Origin of the sequence: Vibrio barjaei (assembly GCF_001639065.2) — a bacterium.
Classification (GTDB): Bacteria; Pseudomonadota; Gammaproteobacteria; order Enterobacterales; family Vibrionaceae; genus Vibrio; species Vibrio barjaei.
In genome coordinates, this window is record NZ_LQXO02000003.1 from 161,821 (window position 1) to 181,106 (window position 19,286).

Below are 19,286 nucleotides of genomic sequence, written 5' to 3' on the forward strand. Positions count from 1 at the left end.
ATCGGAATGGCGTGTCTGGTGTTAGACCTCTAAGAAGTCTAGTATGCCTTCTGCCGCTTTGCGCCCTTCGTCAATGGCAGTAACCACGAGATCTGAACCACGAACTGCATCACCACCAGCGAAGATCTTCTCATTGGTCGTCTGATACATAAATTCTTGAGAGGCTGGAGCTTTGATCCGTCCCCATTGATCGAGTTCTACACCGTAAGGTTCAAGCCATGACATCTGGTGCGGTTGAAAACCGAACGCCATGATAACAGCATCAGCGGCAAGAACGTGTTCACTGCCTTCTACTGGTTCTGGACGACGACGACCAGCCTCATCGGGCTCACCTAGTGCCGTTTTCACTACTTTAACGCCGCATGTGTTGCCATTGGCATCCACCTCTATGCCTAGAGGCTGCAAGTTGAACATAAAGTTCACGCCTTCTTCACGAGCATTTTTTACCTCGCGTCGGGAGCCCGGCATGTTAGCCTCATCTCGTCGATAAGCACAGACAACGCTACTAGCGCCTTGGCGAATAGACGTTCTGACACAGTCCATAGCTGTATCACCACCACCAAGAACGACCACTTTTTTACCTTTCATATCAATGAAAGGATCAGAGGCTTCCAACTCCATAACTTTGTAGGTGTTGGAAATCAAAAATGGTAGGGCATCAAATACACCAGATGCCTCTTCATTTGTCAGACCTGCCCGCATGTTTTTATAAGTGCCGACACCTAAAAACACCGCATCATAGTCTTTAACTAGTGTTGCCATGTCGATATCTTTACCCACTTCAGTATTGAGCTGAAACTCGACGCCCATTTCGCTAAAGATTCGACGTCGGTTTAACATGACATCCTTTTCCAACTTGAACGATGGGATACCAAAGGTCAGCAGTCCGCCGATTTCTGGGTAGCGGTCAAAGACAACGGGCTTAACACCATTACGAACTAGGATATCGGCAGCGGCGAGTCCCGCCGGGCCTGCACCTATAATAGCCACCTTCTTGTCCGTCCACTCTACATGGGACATATCCGGCTTCCAGCCCATTTCAAAGGCTTTGTCGGTAATGTATTTCTCGACATTACCTATAGTAACGGCACCAAAATCCTCGTTGAGTGTACACGAGCCTTCACAAAGGCGATCTTGTGGACAAACTCGCCCGCAGACTTCAGGTAGACTGTTGGTTTGATGTGATAACTCGGCAGCTTCAATGATTCGTCCCTCATTCGCCAGCTTAAGCCATTGAGGGATATAGTTGTGAACGGGGCATTTCCACTCACAATAAGGGTTACCACAATCAAGACATCGGTCTGCTTGAGCGGTTGCTTGTTGTTTCGTAAAGGGTTCGTAAATCTCTACAAACTCAATTTTGCGAACCTTGAGCGGCTTTTTAGCCGGGTCGACGCGGTTCACATCAATAAATTGGTATACGTTCTGGCTCATAATTCTGGCTCCTTCCAATTATTGTGCTTGAACGCGCAGCTCAGCGGCGCTTCTGCTTTGATGACCAAGTAGTGTGCGTAAATCCGCAGCTTTTGGTTTGACGAGGTAGAACTTTGGAATCCATTCATCAAAGTTCGCCAGAATGTTCTCAGCATGCACAGAGCCTGTTTCTTCTAAATGCTCGGCAATCAGTCCACGAAGGTGTTCTTGGTGGATGTAGAGGTCAGATAAAGAGATAGCTTCGACAGATTCGGTGTTCACGCGCCCTTCAAAGTCCTCGTTAGTGTCCATCACATAGGCAAATCCACCCGTCATACCCGCACCGAAGTTCACACCTGTTGCACCTAGAATCGCCACGATGCCACCGGTCATATACTCACAAGCGTTGTCGCCTGCCCCTTCGATCACTGCAATCGTGCCTGAGTTACGAACACCAAAACGCTCGCCAGCGGTCCCCGCGGCGAACAACTTACCGCCAGTGGCGCCATACAAACAGGTGTTACCAATAATAGTGGCTTCATTACAAGTGAATGTTGTACCGACATGTGGCTTCACGACTAGTTTACCGCCAGCCATGCCTTTGCCTACATAGTCGTTAGCATCACCGGTTAGATAGATTTCAACACCGCCCGCGTTCCATACCCCAAGAGACTGACCTGCTGTCCCATCGAGGTAAAGCTTAATAGGGCGACTCGCCATCCCTTGGTTGCCATAGCGTTTGGCTACTTCACCTGAGAGTCTCGCTCCTGCAGAGCGATCGGTATTACGGATATCAAAGTAGAAGCTACCACCTGATTTAGCCTCGACCGCAACTTGTGTTTCTTCGACAATCTTTTGGTTTAGCAGTGCTTTATCAAACGGCTGATTTGGCTCTGTCCAGTACAAAGGCAGCGAAAGAGGTGAGATAGGGGCCTCTAAGATATTCGACAGATCAAGCTTGGCTTGTTTCGCTGTCATGCCTTCAAGACTCTCAAGCAGATCAGTACGACCGATAAGGTCAGTGAGCTTTTCTACTCCTAACTGAGCAAGCAACTCTCTTACTTCATCAGCAAGACCTGTGAAGTAGTTGACCACCATTTCAGGTAAGCCCTTAAAGTACTCTTTTCGTAAGGTCTCATCCTGAGTGGCTACGCCCGTGGCACAGTTATTCAAGTGACAAATACGTAAGAACTTACAACCCATAGCCACCATTGGTGCAGTACCAAATCCAAAGCTTTCCGCACCTAAAATTGCAGCTTTGACTACATCAAGCCCTGTTTTAAGACCTCCATCAACTTGAAGACGAATCTTGTGTCTTAAGTTGTTGGCAACAAGAGCTTGTTGAGTTTCAGCCAGACCGAGTTCCCAAGGACAACCTGCGTATTTGACCGACGTTAGTGGACTCGCCGCAGTGCCGCCATCGTAGCCGGAAATAGTGATAAGGTCGGCGTAGGCTTTTGCTACTCCTGTTGCGATAGTGCCAACTCCCGGCTCAGACACCAACTTAACTGACACGAGCGCATTTGGGTTGACTTGTTTAAGGTCGAAAATCAGCTGTGCTAAATCCTCAATAGAATAGATATCGTGGTGAGGAGGTGGGGAAATCAAGGTAACACCTTGTACTGAATGGCGCAGTTTGGCAATCTCCGCTGTCACTTTATGGCCAGGAAGCTGTCCGCCTTCACCGGGTTTAGCGCCTTGAGCCACTTTGATTTGCAACACATCGGCATTGGTCAAATAGTGCGGCGTGACACCAAAACGTCCAGAGGCGATTTGTTTAATGCGAGAGTTACGATTAGTGCCAAATCGACGCGGATCTTCGCCACCTTCACCTGAATTAGAATATCCGCCAAGCTTATTCATCGCCATGGCCAGTGCTTCATGAGCTTCTGGGCTTAAAGCACCAATGGACATTGCAGCAGAGTCGAAACGTTTATACAGCTCTGCATTCGGCTCGACTTTGTCTAGTGCCAGTGGTGAGTCTGACTTTTTAAGCGCCATCATATCGCGCAGCATAGACACAGGACGTTCATTTACTTGTTTGGCAAACGTCTGATAATCAGATGATTCACCACTTTTCACTGCTTTTTGCAGCGTACCAACAACATCTGGGTTGTAGGCGTGGTATTCGCCGTCATGAACATATTTTAGTAGTCCACCGTGCTCGACAGGCTTGCGTTTAGCCCATGCTTTTCTAGAAAGATTAAACAGGTCTTGTTGGAAGTCTTCGAAGTTTGCACCTTGTATACGAGTAGTCACTCCCTTGAAGCAAAGATCGACGATATTGGTGTGCAGACCAACGGCTTCGAACAGCTGAGAGCAGCGATAGGAGGCAACGGTGGAAATACCCATTTTGGACATAATTTTATACAGACCTTTATTGATACCGTATTGATAGTTTTGCATCACGTCTCGGTAGCACTTATCAATAGCACCATCATCGATCAGTTTACCAAGTGCTTCATAGGCCAAATAAGGGTAGATAGCCGTAGCGCCGAAACCAAGCAATACAGCAAATTGGTGAGGGTCTCGGGCCGTTGCAGTTTCAACGATAATATTGGCGTCACAACGTAAGTTGGCTTCGATTAAACGAGTTTGCACCGCGCCGACGGCCATTGCTGCCGGAATAGGTAGTTTTCCTTTGACTAGAGCTCGATCTGAAAGAACCAATAAAACGGTTCCTTGCTTGATAACGCTCTCGGCACTATCGCAAAGGTCAAGCAGAGCTTGCTTGAGATCTTTCTCATTTGGGTCGTAATTAATGTCCAAAATAGTATTGCGATAGTGCTTATCACTCAGCTCTAACAGTTGCTGCATATCAGAGTAAAGGAGTACTGGAGAGTCGAATGTGACTCGATAAGCGTGACCATCGGTCTCACAAAATACATTCATCTCTTGACCAACACTGGTCGCCAATGACATCACATGCTTTTCGCGCAGTGGATCAATTGGTGGGTTGGTGACCTGAGCAAATTTCTGACGGAAATAGTCGGTGACCAAGCGCTCTTTAGAAGAGAGGACTGCCATTGGGGTATCATCACCCATAGAGCCGACGGCTTCTTGGCCCATATCACCTAAAACACGTAATACCTGATCCGTCTCTTCGTTCGTCATAGCGAACTGCTTTTGATAGGTTTTCAGCAGGGGTTCATCAAAACTGCGAGCTCCGACTTGGTCGTCCGGTAATTCACTAAAGGAGGTCAGTTTGTGGACGTTGTTTTCCATCCACTCTCGGTAAGGATGACGGCTCTTTAGATCGTTATCTATGTCTTCTGAATGCCATAGCTCACCTTGTTGAGTATCGACAACAAGCAGCTCGCCGGGGCCAACACGACCTTTCTCTGCAACTTCATCAGGCGCGTAGTCCCAGATACCCACTTCAGACGCTAAGGTAATCAAATTGTCTTTGGTAATCACGTAACGCGCTGGACGTAGGCCGTTTCTATCTAGGTTACATGCAGCATAGCGACCATCTGATAATACGATCCCAGCGGGTCCATCCCATGGCTCCATGTGTTTGGAGTTGAAGTCATAGAAGGCACGCAAATCAGGATCCATATCTGGGTGATTTTGCCATGCTGGTGGCACAAGCATACGCATGGCACGGAAGATATCCATACCTCCAGACAGGAACAGATCCAGCATGTTATCTAAGCTGGATGAATCTGAGCCAGTCTCATTCACGAATGGTGCAGCTGTTTGTAAGTCAGGCAGGAGCGGTGATGCGAACTTGTAGGCACGCGCTTTTGCCCATTGTCTATTCCCCTCAATAGTATTGATCTCACCATTGTGCGCCAAATATCTGAATGGCTGTGCTAATGGCCAGCGAGGTTGAGTATTCGTTGAGAAACGTTGGTGGAATAGGCAGATCGATGACTCCATGCGGAGATCAGCAAGATCGAGATAGAAGCGTGGAAGATCAGCTGGCATGCACAGCCCTTTGTAGACGATCACTTGCGTCGATAAGCTACAAATATAGAAATCTTCATCATCGATGATGCGCTTTTCAATGCGACGTTTGGCTATATATAAGCGTCGTTCAACATCTTGTTCACGCCAACCTGCGGGTGCAGAAATAAAGACTTGAACGATGTTAGGTACCGAGCTCAGTGCGATTGGACCAAGTACGTCATCATTGGTAGGAACGTCTCGCCAACCGGAAACAGTGAGTGTTTCCTGTGACAATTCTTGGTTGATGATATCTTTCGCTGACTGCGCTTTTACCGGGTCTTTGGAAAGAAATAGCATGCCTACGGCGTATTGTTTGCCAAGGTTCCAACCATTTTCTTCTGCGATGAGTTTAAAATAAGAATCCGGTTTTTGGAGTAGTAGGCCACATCCGTCGCCTGTTTTTCCATCTGAGTTGATACCGCCACGGTGAGTCATGCGGTCTAATGCTGAGATTGCGGTGCGAACCAGTTTGTGGCTGGGCTGACCTTGCATATGCGCAATAAGACCAAATCCACAGTTGTCTTTTACAAGACTTGGATCGTAAAGAGCCATTGCCTTTCTCCCTTTGAGCTTGCTGTCATCCTGACAGTAAATTAATGCTTTTTAATGACTTTTTGTTGTTATTTGCGTCAAATTTTTAGAATTTATAAACTTAACAAATTGTATCTATTCTATTTTCACGAACTTCACAACGTATAGCTTATGGCGATAAAGGTCAAGTTTTCAGAAATTTGTTGTGTATGATTCAGAAATTCAAACGATTTATCTGCGATAAGTGACAAGTCATTGCTGTGAAATAGTGAGAAGGTTAACAGTTTGTTGGGGTTGCAATGAAGACGGACACAAAAAAGGCCAGCAAACTGCTGGCCAAATTAGGAAGGAATACTGTTAGTTACTTATTGGTGTAACCAGACAGACAACCTTTAGGCTGAAAGCATTAATGAATCTGCTTTCGCTTCAAGGTTGGTGTTGCCCATAAGGTATTCATCGATGGCACGTGCACACTCACGTCCCTCGTTGATGCAACGCACGACCAGAGACTGACCAGTACGCATATCACCTGCGGCAAAAACACCTTGCTGGTTGGTTTGGAAACCTTGTGACGCTACGTTTCCTCGCTCATCCAGTTTGATATCAAGTTGTGCTAATACGCCCGTTGGTTCTGGGTGTAAGAAGCCCATTGCTAGGAATGCCATATCACAAGGAATGACACGCTCAGAGTTAGCCACTTCTTCAAAACTTGGGCGTTCACCTGGCGCAGCGTCTTTCCATACGATGTCAGCAATACGAAGACCTGTTACTTGACCTTCATCGTTACCGATGAATTCTTTTGTCAGGATATTCCAATGACGGTCACAGCCTTCTTCATGAGAAGTGGTTGTTTTCATAATCATTGGGTATTGAGGCCAAGGCATATTCGCAGGGCGTTTTTCTGGTGGAATCGGCATGATTTCGACCTGAGTAACACTCGCCGCTTTGTGACGGTTTGATGTACCCACACAGTCAGAACCTGTATCGCCACCACCGATAACCACAACGTGCTTATCTTTAGCGTGGATTTCTTCGCCTTTCAGATCCATATCGTTAGCACGACGGTTATTCTGAGCAAGGAACTCCATAGCGAAATGTACGCCTTTAAGTTCACGTCCAGGAACAGGTAAGTCACGAGGAACGGTAGAGCCACCTGTTAACAGCACCACATCAAACTCTTGGCGCAGTTGCTGAGCATTAACATCAACGCCCACATGTTGGTTTACTTTAAACTCAACGCCAGCTTCTGCCATCAGATTGATCTTACGGTCAATGATGTCCATACCCAGTTTGAAATCTGGGATGCCGAAGCGAAGTAGGCCACCCACTTTCTCATCGCGTTCAAATACAGTCACAGAGTGACCTGCACTGTTGAGCTGTTCAGCGGCAGAGAGACCAGCAGGGCCAGAACCGATGATAGCAACAGTTTTACCAGAACGAGAACGTGGCGTTTTCGGTTTTGCATAACCTTCGCGGTATGCTGTTTCAACGATAGTTTTCTCGATATTACAGATAGTGATAGGGTCTTGGTTAATACCCAGTACACAAGCACTCTCACAAGGAGACGGACAGACGCGACCTGTAAACTCAGGGAAGTTGTTAGTAGAACTTAGGATGTTCCAAGCTTCTTCCCAGCTATCACGATATACGGCATCGTTGAACTCTGGGATAATATTGCCGATTGGGCAACCACTGTGGCAGAACGGCACGCCACAATCCATACAACGAGAAGCCTGAGTATTGATTTTGTCGCCAAACTCTTCGTTTAGTACGAACTCTTTGTTGTCTTCAATACGAACGGCTGGGTCGAGCTTCTTTGGAAGCTCGCGACCATGTTCTAAAAATCCAGTAGGCTTACCCATTATACTGCCTCCACTTCTTCCGTTTGAGCTTGCTCAGCTTCTGCTTTGCGCTTTTGAAGTACCGCTTTGTAATCACGCGGCATAACCTTAACGAGTGACGCTAGGCTTACTTCAAAGTTATCTAAGAACGACTGAGCGACTTCACTTCCTGTGAACTCTACATGCTTAGTCAGCATATCTTTAAGTAGTTCGCGATCTTCTTGTTCGATTGGGTCTAGGTCGACCAATTCAGGGTTTAGCTTGGTTTCAAAATCACCCGCTGTATCCCAAACGTAGGCAACACCGCCACTCATACCAGCCGCAAAGTTACGTCCTGTCGAACCAAGGATGATGGCCGCACCGCCAGTCATGTATTCACAACCGTGGTCACCGACACCTTCAACAACGACTTTAGCACCAGAGTTACGTACACAGAAACGCTCACCAGCCATACCGCGAATGAAGGATTCACCAGACGTTGCACCGTAGAAACATACGTTACCAACCACGATGTTATCTTCAGCGACAATCGTTGATTTCGCATCAGGGTAGAGTACTAACGTACCGCCTGACAGACCTTTACCCCAGTAGTCGTTCGCATCGCCTTCCACTTCAAACTTAACGCCTTTAGCAAGGAAAGCGCCGAATGATTGACCTGCGCTGCCAGTGAACTTCACGTTCATTGGTTGAGGTAGACCTTGGTCCTTGTAGACTTTAGAAATCTCATTCGACAGCATGGTACCAGCTGAACGGTCGGTGTTGATGATAGGGAACTCAGCATTTACGGCTTCGCCCTTCTCAAGTGCTGGAATCGCTGCTTGAATTAACTTACGGTCCAGAACCTGTTCTAGGTTGTGGTTTTGTTCCGTTTGGTTGTAAACGCCATCTTGCTCACGAGCCTGTTCAATATGTAGTACAGGTGTTAGGTCGAGGTTCTTATATTTCCAGTGACCAATATCTTCACGAACTTTTAGTTTGTGAGATTGACCCACCATCTCATCGATAGTGCGGAAACCAAGTTCAGCCATCACTTCACGTAAGCCTTCAGCCATGTATTGGAAGAAGGTAACAACATCTTCTACGCGACCATCGAAGCGCTCACGTAGTGTTTTGTTTTGTGTTGCGATACCCACAGGGCAGGTGTTCTTATGACACTTACGCATCATGATACAGCCTTCAACCACAAGCGCTGCGGTTGCGACGCCCCATTCTTCAGCACCAAGTAGAGTTGCTACCGCAAGGTCACGTGGCGTTTTCATCTGACCATCAGATTGAACCACGATACGGTTACGTAGACCGTTCTTCAGAAGCGTTTGGTGTGTTTCTGCCAAACCAAGCTCCCAAGGAAGCCCTGTATGGCGAATTGAAGACATTGGTGAAGCACCAGTACCACCGTCGAAGCCCGCAATCAGGACAACGTCAGCTTTCGCTTTTGCAACACCTGAGGCGATAGTACCTACACCTGCTTCTGATACTAGCTTCACGTTAACGCGACCCGCACGGTTAGCGTTTTTCAAGTCGTAGATCAGCTGTGCCAAATCTTCGATTGAGTAGATATCGTGGTGTGGTGGTGGTGAAATCAAGCCAACTCCTGGCGTTGAGTGACGAGTCGCACCGATCCAATCATCGACTTTATCACCAGGAAGCTGACCACCTTCACCTGGCTTAGCCCCTTGAGCCATCTTGATTTGTAGCTCATCAGCGTTAGTTAAGTAGTAAGACGTGACACCGAAACGACCTGATGCAACCTGCTTAATTGCTGAGCGTTCCCAGTCACCGTTTTCTTTACGTTCGAAACGAGTTGGATCTTCACCGCCTTCGCCTGAGTTAGACTTAGCACCGATACGGTTCATGGCTACAGCAAGTGTTGAGTGAGCCTCGTAAGAGATAGAACCGAATGACATCGCACCTGTAGCAAAGCGCTTCAGAATGTTTTCAATTGGCTCAACTTCTTCCACCGGAATGGAGCCAGCTGGGTTCTTAACGAAGTCTAATTGGCTACGCAGAGTCGCAGCGTTATCGCCTTGGTCATCGACGGCTTTCGCATACTTCTTAAACTGAGAGTAATCTTTGTTGCGAGTTGACTCTTGCAGTAGGGAAATAGTTTCTGGGTTAAACAGGTGCTTTTCACCACGCTGTTTCCACTGATAAACCCCACCCACATCAAGAACTTGAACTGGAATTTCACGTGTTGGGAAACCAATACGGTGACGAACCAAGACTTCTTTGGCGATATCATCGATGGTAAGGCCTTGAATACGTGAAACCGTACCCGTGAAATACTTCTCAACTACAGACTTACTGATACCTAGCGCTTCGAAGATTTGTGCACCATGGTAAGACTGAAGTGTGGAGATACCCATTTTCGAGAAAATCTTTAATAGGCCGCCGTTGATAGACTTACGGTAGTTCTCGAACAGCTCAGAGATGCTGGTTTCTGGATCCAGTTTTTTAGTGCGCTGTAACTCAACCATGGTCTCGATAACGAGGTATGGGTTAATCGCGTTTGCACCATAGCCAACAAGCGTTGCAAAGTGGTGCGTTTCACGTGCGTCACCGGTTTCTACCACGATGTCACACTTAGCACGCAAGCCCTTACGGATTAGGTGGTGGTGAACAGCGCCTACTGCCAGCATAGCTGGGATAGCTGCGTGGTTAGAGTTCACTGCTCGGTCAGTTAGCAAGATGATTGAGTAACCATCGATAACCGCGTCTTCTGCGTATTGGCAGATACGTTTTAGGGCACGCTCTAGCTTACCTTCTTCTTCGCTTGCTTGGAATACAATGTCCAGTGTCTTCGCTTGTAGATGCTCATTATCGATAGCACGCAGCTTTTCAAGCTCTGAGTTGGACAGAACAGGGGACTCAAGCTCAACTTTTTGACAGTGCTCTGGCGATTCAGACAGTAGGTTCTGATCTTTACCTAGGTAAGTGTTCAGAGACATCACCATACGCTCACGAATCGGGTCGATTGGTGGGTTAGTTACCTGAGCAAACAGCTGCTTAAAGTAGTTAGACAGATGTTGTGATTGGTGCGAAAGAATCGCTAGTGGCCAGTCAGCACCCATTGCAGACAATGGCTCTTTGCCATCTTTTGCCATAGGTACAATGATTTCGTTTACTTCTTCCGAGCTAACACCAAACGCTTGCTGTTTGTGCAGTAGCTTTTCAGGAGAAGGTTGGCTGAACTCGTTGCTCGCGTCTGGAAGCTTTTTAAGGCTTAGCAGGTTCTCTTCCACCCATTTCTGGTATGGCTGAGCACTGGCGATGCCATCTTTTACTTCTTCATCAGAGATAATGCGACCTTGCTCAAGGTCGGCAACGAAGATACGACCCGGTTGCAGACGACCACGGAACTCAACGTTTTTTGGCTCAATATCAACAACACCAGACTCAGAGGCCATCACTAGGAAGTCATCTTTAGTCACGGTATAACGTGATGGACGCAGACCGTTACGGTCAAGCGTTGCACCTACCTGAACACCGTCAGTAAAGCATACCGATGCGGGGCCATCCCATGGTTCCATTACGTTCGCGTGATACTGGTAGAATGCACGACGTGTTGGGTCCATGTTTTTGTTTTCTTGCCATGCTTCAGGGATCATCATCATCAACGCATGTGGCAGGCTACGACCAGACAGAACTAGGAGCTCAAGTGCCATATCGAAGTTTGATGAATCCGAACTGCCTTCTTGACAGATAGGGAGCAGCATGTCGATTTCTGCTTGTGTGAACAAGTCAGATTCGATGATCGCTTCACGCGCCTTCATCCAGTTCAAGTTACCGCGAACTGTGTTGATTTCACCGTTGTGGGCAATGTAACGGAAAGGCTGCGCTAGGCGCCATTTCGGGAAAGTATTGGTAGAAAAACGAGAGTGAACAAGTGCAAGTGCTGTCACCATCGTCGGATTTTGTAGATCTAGGAAGTACTGAGGAACTTGCTCAGTAGTGAGCTGACCCTTATAGACTAGTGTTTTGTACGACATTGAGTTGATGTAGAAGTCATCACCAATGTTAGACACACTTTCTAAGCAAACGCGTACTGTGTAGTTACGTAGTACGTAAAGTTTACGTTCTAGCTCTTCAGGTGTGCAGCCCGGACCACCAGAAACGAATACGTGTTCGAATTGTGGCTCAGTGCTCAACGGATCAGCACCAATCATTGAGTTGTCAGTTGGTAAGACACGATATCCAATCACTTCCAACTCTAAACGTTGTGCATTACGTTCAAGAATGTCACGACATTGTGCGCGTTTGTGCTCGTCTTTTGGGAAAAGAACAACGCCGACACCGTATTTTTCAAAAGAAGGCAGCTTAATACCAAGCTTAACGGCTTCTTCCAAAAGAAATTCATGGGGCTTCTGAAGTAGGATACCTGCGCCATCGCCACTGCAGGGATCGCAGCCTTGACCGCCACGGTGCTCCATGCGCGCTAGCATATCCAGGGCTTGGGTCACTACTTCGTGTGATTTACGGTTTTTTAGGTGAGCAACAAAACCGATACCACAAGCGTCATGCTCCAACTCTGGAGTATACAGACCTTGTGTATTCTGCTCTCTATCTACCATAGATACTTCCTTCCAGTTTAATCTAGGCACAACTTGAGTGTGTGATTGTGCCTTGTCCTTTGTAATTTTGATTCTTGACTGCCAGAGGGGGCAGTTTTCGAGTCCATTCTGCATCTCGCAGGAAAAGTGTTGCGAGAAAAACATTCCGTGGTGATATTCAATGTCATCTTTCCACAATCCAGTGGAATATGTTGGTGGGAGTAGAATATCAACCTTCAATCTACTAATTCATACTGTAATAAAAACGGCAAAAACAGCAGAATTGTGTAAGTATCCTACAATTTTGCGCTGTGTAATTCCAACGAAAGTTACGTCTGTTCCACATTTTTTTTATCTACTTTTGAATATATCTAATAACATACATGCAACATTTGCCGTTTTTCTGTTGTTTTTATGAATATTTATTGATTTTGGTTAAGCATGCTTTTCCCGCTCGTTGATACGATGCATGGTTTTCTTTTGCAGGGATGTAATTTAGTTTCACTAATTAGAGTGAGATTCATTCTTATTAATAGGTTTTTCGAACATGCAATTACATGAGTTGGTGAATACCATCGGCCAAGATCTCCAGCGTCGATACGGTGAAAAAGTTCACAAACTAACCCTGCACGGTGGTTTTAGCTGCCCTAACCGAGACGGTACGATAGGTCGTGGTGGTTGTACATTTTGTAATGTTGCCTCCTTTGCAAGTGAAGAGACACAGATTCAATCCATTCATGAACAGCTCACGGATCGTGCTGGTGAAGTGAAGCGTGCAAAGAAGTATCTCGCTTATTTTCAGGCTTATACCAGCACTTATGCAGAAGTACAGGTGTTGAAAAACATGTACGAAGAAGCACTTAAGTATGCTGACATCGTTGGATTATGTGTCGGAACGCGTCCTGATTGTGTTCCTGAATCCGTACTTGAACTTTTGGCTGGGTACGTTGAACAAGGATATGAAATTTGGTTGGAGTTAGGGCTGCAAACGGCTCACGATCACACACTTAAACGCATAAATCGAGGCCATGATTTTGCTGTGTACGATGAGATCACCCGACGCGCTCGTGCACTTGGAATCAAGGTATGTACACATCTTATCGTCGGTCTGCCAAATGAATCAAAGCAAGATAATCTTGTTACTCTGGACAAGGTGCTAGCCACTGGAACAGATGGCATTAAATTGCACGGTTTACATATTGTTGAAGGCAGTACGATGGCTAAGGCTTGGCGTGCTGGGAGATTAGAAGCGCCAACGCTAGAGTTTTACTTAGATGTGGCCAGTGAAATGATTCGTCGTACGCCAGCAGAGATCATTTTTCACCGCGTCTCCTCTTCCGCGAGAAGGCCGACCTTGTTGTCGCCACTTTGGTGTGAGAACCGTTGGTTAGCGATGACAGAACTGGGCCGAGTGTTAACCAAAGAAGGTCAACAGGGCTCATTGACTCTGAATCCGTTTATTTATCACAAACCTGTTCTCAAATAATTCTACTACCGTGTGAAGCTTCTGGCTTAATGATAGACTTAGGCCAGTTGTAACGCACGGAGTGCTGAATGAAACCTATCAAAAACCTCGCTCAATATTATGTCGACTTGTTAGTAAAGCTCGGCATTGTTCGTTTTTCTATTCTTCTTGCATTGGCTTTGGTGGCATTAGCCGTTGTGGTTCAGGTGGGTATAACCCTTGTTTTAAATGGGCGTGTAGATGACATCGATATTGTCCGTTCGGTATTTTTCGGTCTGCTTATTACTCCGTGGGCTGTGTATTTTCTCTCTGTTGTTGTCGACCAGTTGGAAGAATCACGTCAGCGTCTCTCTAAGATGGTTTCCAAGCTAAAAGACATGCGTTCGCGTGACCAAGATTTGAACCACAAGCTGCAACAAAATATCCGCAAACTCAATCAAGAGATTGAAGAGAGACAAAAAGCGGAGGAAGCGCGTGAAGAGGCGATGAAGGATCTAGAAAACGAGGTGTTTCAGCGTGAACGTACTCAACTAGAACTGGCTGAGCGAACCGCTTTACTGCGTTCATTTATTGATGCATCTCCAGACTTGATCTATTACCGCAATGCGGAAGGTGTCTTCTCTGGTTGTAACCGGGCGATGGAAGAGTTGACTGGCCGAAAAGAAAAAGAACTGGTGGGCTTGACACCATGGGACGTTTACTCTGAAGAGATCGCTAAACAAGTTGTTGAAACCGACCATAAAGTGATGGGTGATAACCAAGCACTGACGTATGAGCAGTGGCTAGAGTACCCAGATGGCAAGAAATGTTTCTATGAACTGCGTAAAGTGCCGTTCTATAGCAAAGATGGTAAGCACCTTGGGCTGGTTGGCTTTGGTCGTGATATCACCGAGCGTAAGCGTCATCAAGAGTCATTAGAGAAAGCGAGTCGAGACAAAACAACGTTTATTTCGACCATTAGTCATGAGCTGCGTACGCCGTTAAATGGCATCGTCGGTTTGAGCAGAATGTTGCTTGATAGCCATCTAAATACTGAACAGCGTAAGCACATGCAAACTATTAACGTTAGTGCCATCACGCTGGGCCATATTTTTAATGACATAATTGATATGGATAAGTTCGATAGACGTAAGCTCGAACTTTTTCCTGAACCACTGAACTTTGAAGACTTTGTCACTGAACTTGAGAGCATTTCGGCTCTTATGGCTGAGCAGAAAGGGTTACGATTTGATCTTGAGCGTTTAACGGATCTCCCAGAAGGTGTGGTAGTAGATGCGACGCGACTGCGTCAGGTGATTTGGAATCTGGTTAGCAACGCCATGAAATTCACCAAGCAGGGTGGCGTTGTGATGACCATCAGTGCTGATATTGAAGATAATTATGCTCATATCATTATTGAAGTTGAAGATACTGGGATAGGTATTCCTCAGCATGAACTTGATAAGATCTTCGCTATGTATTATCAGGTGAAGTCAGGGAAAGACAATTTACATGCTGTGGGCACCGGAATTGGCCTCGCGGTTTCTAAGCAGCTGATCAAGATGATGGATGGCGACATCACGGTAGATAGTGAAGAAGGGTTTGGAAGTACATTTACGGTATCTATCAATGTCCCTTGTGCTGATAAACAACAATTGGCTCCAGTAGAAGTGAAGCAACAAGGTAGCCTCAATATTTTCTTACTTGAAGATATTGAGTTGAACATTACGGTTGCACGTTCGCTGTTGGAAAGCTTGGGGCATACAGTCAGTGTTGCAATGACGGGCGAAGAAGCCATCGCGATGTTTAAGCCAGAAGAGTATGACCTTGCGTTGCTCGATATTCAGTTACCTGATATGACGGGCTTTGATGTTGCACAGAATTTTAGAGAGCACTACACGCAATTGCCTCCTTTGGTCGCTTTAACGGCGAATGTGCTAAAGGATAAGCAAGAGTACCTAACAAAAGGTATGGATGACGCTATCAGTAAGCCACTGAGTGTTAAAGCACTCACGGAAGTCATTAACAAGTTTGCTAGCGATGAAGAGTCTACTGACGTTGAAGAAGCAACCGTAGTTGAGAAAACAGATATCAATGACGAACTGTTTAATCGACTATTAGATTTCGATATGTTGGACTCTTATGTTGATATTGTCGGCACCAAACCTGTGTACGATAGCATCACTATGTTCGAGCAAATGATGCCAGACTATCTCGAGATACTGGATTCGAACATGACTGCGAAAGATCAATCCGGCATTGCCTCTGAAGCACATAAGATTAAAGGTGCTGCGGGGTCTATTGGCTTAAAACGCATTCAATCAGTTGCCCAGAAGGCTCAGTCTCCGGATATGCCAGCATGGTGGGAGAACATTGAAGATTGGGTTGAAGAGATTAAAAACGAATATCACAATGATATTCAAGTACTTAAAATGTGGTTGGAAAGTAAGGAATCAAAATGAAGAAAATACTCACAGCACTAGCACTTTCTGCAGCTTTAGCCGGTTGTGCAACCTCTCCAGCGACAGACTCAAAAGTATGGATGACGGGAAATACTGCTATGGTTGAGCAGCAGACTGTTCGTCTAGAGTCGAACCTTTGGATCGATATGATGCCAAAAATTGGTGAAACAACGGCACTGGTAAAAGAACAAACCCTTCACGGCGCATTAAATCTAGTGACAGACACGCAGCTACCGGCGGATATGGACGTAGCTATGGTGGTATTGAAACAAGGCGATGTGTCTTGGGAGTTTGAAGGTGACGACTTTGAACTGAGAAATCACTCAGAGAATCAGTGGGAAGTGGCGTTTAACTGGCAGTTAGAAGTCAACATTACTAAGCCAGTAGATGTTGCTGTGCAGCTGGTTGGTGGTGACAAACAAACTTGGGTCGTCAACAAACAAGTGAATGTGGATACGGTGTATTGATTGACGCCGAATCGATTACATTAAAAAAAGGGACGCATAGTGCGTCCCTTTTGCTATTCATTAGAAGATGGTTACTCTTCTAGATCGCCACAGAAGCGATAGCCTTCACCGTGGATAGTTGCGATGATTTCTGGAGTACCAGAAACCGACTCAAAGTGCTTACGGATACGACGAATCGTTACATCTACAGTGCGGTCGTGTGGCTTAAGCTCACGACCAGTCATCTTCTTAAGAAGATCGGCGCGAGTTTGAATCTTACCTGGGTTCTCACAGAAGTGCAGCAGAGCACGGAACTCTGAACGAGGTAGCTTGTAGCCATCGCCACTTGGGCTAACTAGTGAACGACTATTGATATCAAGAACCCAACCGTTGAACTCATATTTCTCAACGCTGCGTTTTTCTTCAGTAGCGGCACTTGTGCTCATTGAACGAGTTAACAGGTTACGTGCACGGATAGTCAATTCACGAGGGTTGAATGGCTTAGTGATGTAATCATCAGCGCCAATCTCTAAACCTAGAATTTTATCAACTTCGTTGTCACGACCAGTCAAGAACATTAATGCTACATTTGCTTGCTCACGAAGTTCACGAGCTAGTAGTAAACCGTTTTTACCAGGAAGATTGATATCCATGATAACAAGGTTTACAGAGTTCTCAGACATGACTTGGTGCATTTCCTGACCGTCGCTGGCCTCGAATACAGCATATCCTTCTGCTTCAAAAATGCTTTTAAGGGTGTTACGGGTTACTTGCTCATCTTCAACAATAAGAATCTGCGGGCTTTGCATCGGCGGTACCTAATTTAAACTTGTGATAATTCTGTCGCTAGTAGAATAAATTCTAGGCAAAAAGTTAACATATAGGTAATGTTTCTTAGATGTTTACTCAAAATCGTAGAAACAGTTACAGGTTAAGTCGCCTTCCGTGATGTTGCCAAAAAAACGAGAAATCCCTTAAATCTCTTATTATTCTGCTATGTCATTGAGGCGAATTCTATAATGTTAACAGCATGCTAACAATGGTCAAATGTTAATTCCATGCACTTTGTTGATTTAAATCAATAGCGCCTTTGTAACAAATATTAATAGTATTGGGCAAATACAACAATTTAGATAATATGAGTATTGATGCACACTTGTGGCGTGCCTATTCAGAAATTTGCATAGAATTTATCACTGAATGGGACAGCGAAAATTACGTGATCATAACGGCTTGGAACCCACAGAGCCGGAAACTGTCTAACGAACTAAATTGCATAAAAAACCTCAACTTAGAGCAAAGGCTCAAAACCTATAGCTACCAAAATGTTAAGGTGGGGAACCCGAGTTTCAGCTGGGTTGAAGACAGCTTTGCGGTAGAAATGACTTTAGCGCAAGGCTGTGAGTTAGCGCAAAAATACCAGCAAAATGCCATTTATTGGGTAGAAAATGGTGTACTGTTTTTGGTCTCCTGTGATGAGAGTCAAACGCAAAAAAAATTAGGCCGATTGGGTGATTTCTTACGTTAACAGAAAAAATTACCGGGTAGGCGATAAAGGGTTTTAATTTAATGCTCCCTAAAGACTTGCTGCTAGCATGGCTATTGAGCAAAAAATCACGGAGGAAAAATGAGAGATATCACACCTGATATTTGTGACCAACACGAAGATAAAGTTATGTTGCTGAATTTGCCACTGCAAAATTTCGGGCAACGTGCTGCGTTCTGGGGAGAGATTGTAACGGTACGCTGTTACCACGATAACTCAATGGTGCGCGAAGTGTTAGGGCAAAATGGTACAGGCAAAGTACTCTTTGTTGACGGTAATGGTTCCTGTGCCAAAGCACTGCTTGGAGACCAGCTCGCGATTATGGCAATAGAAAACGGATGGGAAGGCGTGATTGTGAATGGCGCAGTCCGTGACGTGGCGACTATGGCGGAAATGGATCTGGGAGTGAAAGCGCTAGCGGCATGTCCTTTCAAAACAGAAAAACGCGGAGCAGGTCAAATCAACGTCACATTGACGATGAACAACCAAATCGTTCAACCCGGGCATTACGTTTATTCTGATTGGAATGGGGTGTTGATCGCTAAAGAAGCATTAGAGTTTTAAAGCGTAATCATGCTTGAACTGATGCACAGTTAAAAACGGAAGCCTAGACCCACTTCAACGCCTTGTTGTATCTTCTCAAAATCGAAGGTGGCGTGAACGTCTAGGTTTTCGGTTAATCTCATCCTACTTGATATTTCCGCAGCCATTGCGCCTTGTCTTTCGTTATTCTCCTCATATTGGTAGCCACGAAGTGTACTTTTTACCGAGATACGGTCAGAAACATTGTAGCTAACACCACTCAAAAATCCTTGGTCTATCGACTCGTGCGAATTATTCAATCGAGCTCCGATGTAAACATCTAACGAGTCAAAGATGGAATAGGAATAGCCGCTATCAATATTCCAAGTATCGAAAGAGTCACTGCTACCCAGCTTAGTGCCTGAAGAAAGAAAGAAGTTATGAGGGGAGGCGTCATGCTGCGAAGGCAGCGCAGGTAAGTCTACCGCGAGGGACATTCCCGAGAACAATAGCAAGGGTAAAGCGTAAAAAGACACTGCTTTCATAGCACCACTCCTTGGTTATTGTTTTTATAGTTTATTGA

General features: G+C 45.8%; 11 protein-coding genes. 5 read left to right on the forward strand and 6 right to left on the reverse strand.

All coding sequences use genetic code 11. The features are described 5' to 3' along the window. Positions 1-21: 21 nt before the first annotated feature. From AWH66_RS00745 to gltB (AWH66_RS00760), 4 genes are all read right to left on the reverse strand, one after another. Positions 22-1,434, reverse strand: coding sequence for an FAD-dependent oxidoreductase (locus tag AWH66_RS00745; protein ID WP_063606577.1), 1,413 nt, complete (start codon positions 1,432-1,434; stop codon positions 22-24). 18 nt (positions 1,435-1,452) lie between these two features. Continuing rightward, positions 1,453-5,916: a glutamate synthase large subunit gene (gene gltB / locus AWH66_RS00750; protein WP_063606576.1), complete on the reverse strand. Its 4,464-nt coding sequence runs from the start codon at positions 5,914-5,916 to the stop codon at positions 1,453-1,455. Between the two features lie 371 nt (positions 5,917-6,287). Next, positions 6,288-7,757 carry a glutamate synthase subunit beta gene (locus AWH66_RS00755; protein WP_038223963.1) on the reverse strand — a complete coding sequence of 490 codons (1,470 nt, stop codon included), beginning with the start codon at positions 7,755-7,757 and terminating at the stop codon, positions 6,288-6,290. Continuing rightward, on the reverse strand, positions 7,757-12,304 hold the full coding sequence (gltB, locus tag AWH66_RS00760; protein WP_063606575.1) for a glutamate synthase large subunit: 4,548 nt from the start codon (positions 12,302-12,304) through the stop codon (positions 7,757-7,759). Before gltB (AWH66_RS00760) ends, AWH66_RS00755 begins: the two co-directional genes overlap by 1 nt. 526 nt (positions 12,305-12,830) lie before the next feature. Here gltB (AWH66_RS00760) and mnmL point away from each other — a divergent pair. The 3 genes from mnmL to AWH66_RS00775 all read left to right on the forward strand — a co-directional run bounded on the left by mnmL (position 12,831) and on the right by AWH66_RS00775 (position 16,656). Continuing rightward, on the forward strand, positions 12,831-13,769 hold the full coding sequence (mnmL, locus tag AWH66_RS00765; protein WP_006072898.1) for a tRNA modification radical SAM protein MnmL/YtqA: 939 nt from the start codon (positions 12,831-12,833) through the stop codon (positions 13,767-13,769). Between the two features lie 68 nt (positions 13,770-13,837). Beyond that, entirely contained in the window at positions 13,838-16,189 is a 2,352-nt protein-coding gene (gene arcB, locus AWH66_RS00770; protein ID WP_063606574.1) for an aerobic respiration two-component sensor histidine kinase ArcB, read from the forward strand. Next, positions 16,186-16,656, forward strand: coding sequence for a hypothetical protein (locus AWH66_RS00775; RefSeq protein WP_006072900.1), 471 nt, complete (start codon positions 16,186-16,188; stop codon positions 16,654-16,656). Before arcB ends, AWH66_RS00775 begins: the two co-directional genes overlap by 4 nt. A gap of 71 nt (positions 16,657-16,727) precedes the next feature. Here AWH66_RS00775 and arcA read toward each other — a convergent pair whose 3' ends face one another. Further along, positions 16,728-17,444 carry a two-component system response regulator ArcA gene (gene arcA / locus AWH66_RS00780; RefSeq protein ID WP_006072901.1) on the reverse strand — a complete coding sequence of 239 codons (717 nt, stop codon included), beginning with the start codon at positions 17,442-17,444 and terminating at the stop codon, positions 16,728-16,730. A 329-nt stretch (positions 17,445-17,773) separates the two neighbouring features. Here arcA and AWH66_RS00785 point away from each other — a divergent pair, with 329 nt between their 5' ends. Both AWH66_RS00785 and AWH66_RS00790 read left to right on the forward strand, forming a co-directional pair. After that, entirely contained in the window at positions 17,774-18,163 is a 390-nt protein-coding gene (locus AWH66_RS00785) for a DUF3293 domain-containing protein (RefSeq protein WP_063606573.1), read from the forward strand. A 99-nt stretch (positions 18,164-18,262) separates the two neighbouring features. Beyond that, positions 18,263-18,745 (forward strand): putative 4-hydroxy-4-methyl-2-oxoglutarate aldolase, encoded by a 483-nt coding sequence (locus AWH66_RS00790; RefSeq protein WP_063606572.1) that lies wholly within the window; start codon positions 18,263-18,265, stop codon positions 18,743-18,745. Between the two features lie 29 nt (positions 18,746-18,774). Here AWH66_RS00790 and AWH66_RS00795 read toward each other — a convergent pair whose 3' ends face one another. Then, positions 18,775-19,248, reverse strand: a complete 474-nt coding sequence (locus AWH66_RS00795; RefSeq protein ID WP_063606571.1) for a hypothetical protein — start codon at positions 19,246-19,248, stop codon at positions 18,775-18,777. Positions 19,249-19,286: the final 38 nt, after the last annotated feature.